A 3,128-nucleotide genomic window follows, 5' to 3' on the forward strand; every position below is an offset into this window, starting at 1 on the left:
CAACACGAAACTTCTTCGGGTTGTATGGTTAAGTGACTAAGCGTACACGGTGGATGCCTTGGCAGTCAGAGGCGATGAAGGACGTAGTAACTTGCGATAAGCGTAGATTAGGCAGTAACAGCCACTTGAGTCTACGATTTCCGAATGGGGAAACCCACGTGCATAAGCACGTATCCTTACCTGAATACATAGGGTAAGGAGGCAAACCGGGGGAACTGAAACATCTAAGTACCCCGAGGAGAAGAAATCAACAGAGATTCCGAAAGTAGCGGCGAGCGAAATTGGACTAGCCCTTAAGCTTTTAATGATGCAGGTGAAGCCTCTGGAAAGTGGCGCAATAAAGGGTGATAGCCCCGTAACTGTTCCATCATTATAAGTGAAATCGAGTAAGGCGGGACACGTGTTATCCTGTCTGAACATGGGGGGACCATCCTCCAAGGCTAAATACTACTGACTGACCGATAGTGAACCAGTACCGTGAGGGAAAGGCGAAAAGAACCCCTGTGAGGGGAGTGAAATAGAACCTGAAACCGTGTACGTACAAGCAGTAGGAGCAGGCTTTGTCCTGTGACTGCGTACCTTTTGTATAATGGGTCAGCGACTTATATTCAGTGGCAAGGTTAACCGAATAGGGGAGCCGTAGGGAAACCGAGTCTTAACTGGGCGCTTCAGTCTCTGGATATAGACCCGAAACCGGGTGATCTAGCCATGGGCAGGTTGAAGGTTGAGTAACATCAACTGGAGGACCGAACCGACTAATGTTGAAAAATTAGCGGATGACTTGTGGCTAGGGGTGAAAGGCCAATCAAACTCGGAGATAGCTGGTTCTCCCCGAAAGCTATTTAGGTAGCGCCTCGGACGAATACTACTGGGGGTAGAGCACTGTTAAGGCTAGGGGGTCATCCCGACTTACCAACCCTTTGCAAACTCCGAATACCAGTAAGTACTATCCGGGAGACACACGGCGGGTGCTAACGTCCGTCGTGGAGAGGGAAACAACCCAGACCGCCAGCTAAGGTCCCAAATTACTACTAAGTGGGAAACGATGTGGGAAGGCTCAGACAGCCAGGATGTTGGCTTAGAAGCAGCCATCATTTAAAGAAAGCGTAATAGCTCACTGGTCGAGTCGGCCTGCGCGGAAGATGTAACGGGGCTAAGTAGTAAACCGAAGCTGCGGCAATACAGTTTACTGTATTGGGTAGGGGAGCGTTCTGTAAGCCGTTGAAGGTGTGTTGTAAAGCATGCTGGAGGTATCAGAAGTGCGAATGCTGACATGAGTAACGATAAGGGGGGTGAAAAACCTCCCCGCCGGAAGACCAAGGGTTCCTGTCCAACGTTAATCGGGGCAGGGTAAGTCGACCCCTAAGGCGAGGCTGAAAAGCGTAGTCGATGGGAAACGGGTTAATATTCCCGTACTGCTTATAATTGCGATGGGGGGACGGAGAAGGCTAGGTGGGCCAGGCGACGGTTGTCCTGGTTCAAGTGCGTAGGCTAAGAGACTAGGTAAATCCGGTTTCTTGTTAGGCTGAGACACGACGTCGAGCTGCTACGGCAGTGAAGTCATTGATGCCCTGCTTCCAGGAAAAGCCTCTAAGCTTCAGATTATAAGCAATCGTACCCCAAACCGACACAGGTGGTCGGGTAGAGAATACCAAGGCGCTTGAGAGAACTCGGGTGAAGGAACTAGGCAAAATGGTACCGTAACTTCGGGAGAAGGTACGCTCTTATTGGTGAAGTCCCTTGCGGATGGAGCTGACGAGAGTCGCAGATACCAGGTGGCTGCAACTGTTTATTAAAAACACAGCACTGTGCAAAATCGCAAGATGACGTATACGGTGTGACGCCTGCCCGGTGCCGGAAGGTTAATTGATGGGGTTAGACTTAGGTCGAAGCTCTTGATCGAAGCCCCGGTAAACGGCGGCCGTAACTATAACGGTCCTAAGGTAGCGAAATTCCTTGTCGGGTAAGTTCCGACCTGCACGAATGGCGTAATGATGGCCACGCTGTCTCCACCCGAGACTCAGTGAAATTGAAATCGCTGTGAAGATGCAGTGTACCCGCGGCTAGACGGAAAGACCCCGTGAACCTTTACTACAGCTTGGCACTGAACATTGAACCTACATGTGTAGGATAGGTGGGAGACTTAGAAGCGCAGTCGCTAGATTGCGTGGAGTCGACCTTGAAATACCACCCTTGTCGTTTTGATGTTCTAACGTAGGCCCCTCATCGGGGTTGCGGACAGTGCCTGGTGGGTAGTTTGACTGGGGCGGTCTCCTCCCAAAGAGTAACGGAGGAGCACGAAGGTGGGCTAATCACGGTTGGACATCGTGAGGTTAGTGCAATGGCATAAGCCCGCTTAACTGCGAGAATGACGGTTCGAGCAGGTACGAAAGTAGGTCATAGTGATCCGGTGGTTCTGAATGGAAGGGCCATCGCTCAACGGATAAAAGGTACTCCGGGGATAACAGGCTGATACCGCCCAAGAGTTCATATCGACGGCGGTGTTTGGCACCTCGATGTCGGCTCATCACATCCTGGGGCTGAAGTCGGTCCCAAGGGTATGGCTGTTCGCCATTTAAAGTGGTACGCGAGCTGGGTTTAGAACGTCGTGAGACAGTTCGGTCCCTATCTGCCGTGGGCGTTGGAAGATTGAAGGGGGCTGCTCCTAGTACGAGAGGACCGGAGTGGACGAACCGCTGGTGTTCGGGTTGTCATGCCAATGGCATTGCCCGGTAGCTAAGTTCGGAATTGATAAGCGCTGAAAGCATCTAAGCGCGAAGCGAGCCCTGAGATGAGTCTTCCCTGGCACTTTAAGTGTCCTAAAGGGTTGTTCGAGACTAGAACGTTGATAGGTTGGGTGTGTAAGCGCTGCGAGGCGTTGAGCTAACCAATACTAATTGCCCGTGAGGCTTAACCATACAACACCGAAGGGGTTTTGTGGACTCAATGGAAGAACATTGAATGTGTGAATGAGAACGAAACAGCTTTCCGAATTAAGAAATTTGCTTGGCGACCATAGCGTTGTGGACCCACCTGACTCCATGCCGAACTCAGAAGTGAAACACAACAGCGCCGATGGTAGTGTGGGGTCTCCCCATGTGAGAGTAGGACATCGCCAGGCTTTGAAT

Annotated in this window: 2 rRNA genes; both read left to right on the forward strand. The window is 51.3% G+C overall.

Annotation, left to right across the window (positions count from 1 at the left end):
- Positions 1-26 precede the first annotated feature (26 nt).
- Positions 27-2,918: ribosomal RNA gene (locus AACV32_RS07960) — 23S ribosomal RNA — on the forward strand.
- 87 nt (positions 2,919-3,005) lie between these two features.
- Positions 3,006-3,121 (forward strand): 5S ribosomal RNA (rrf, locus tag AACV32_RS07965).
- The last annotated feature ends 7 nt before the right edge of the window (positions 3,122-3,128 follow it).

Source organism: Vibrio sp. B7 (assembly GCF_963888765.1).
GTDB lineage: Bacteria > Pseudomonadota > Gammaproteobacteria > Enterobacterales > Vibrionaceae > Vibrio > Vibrio anguillarum.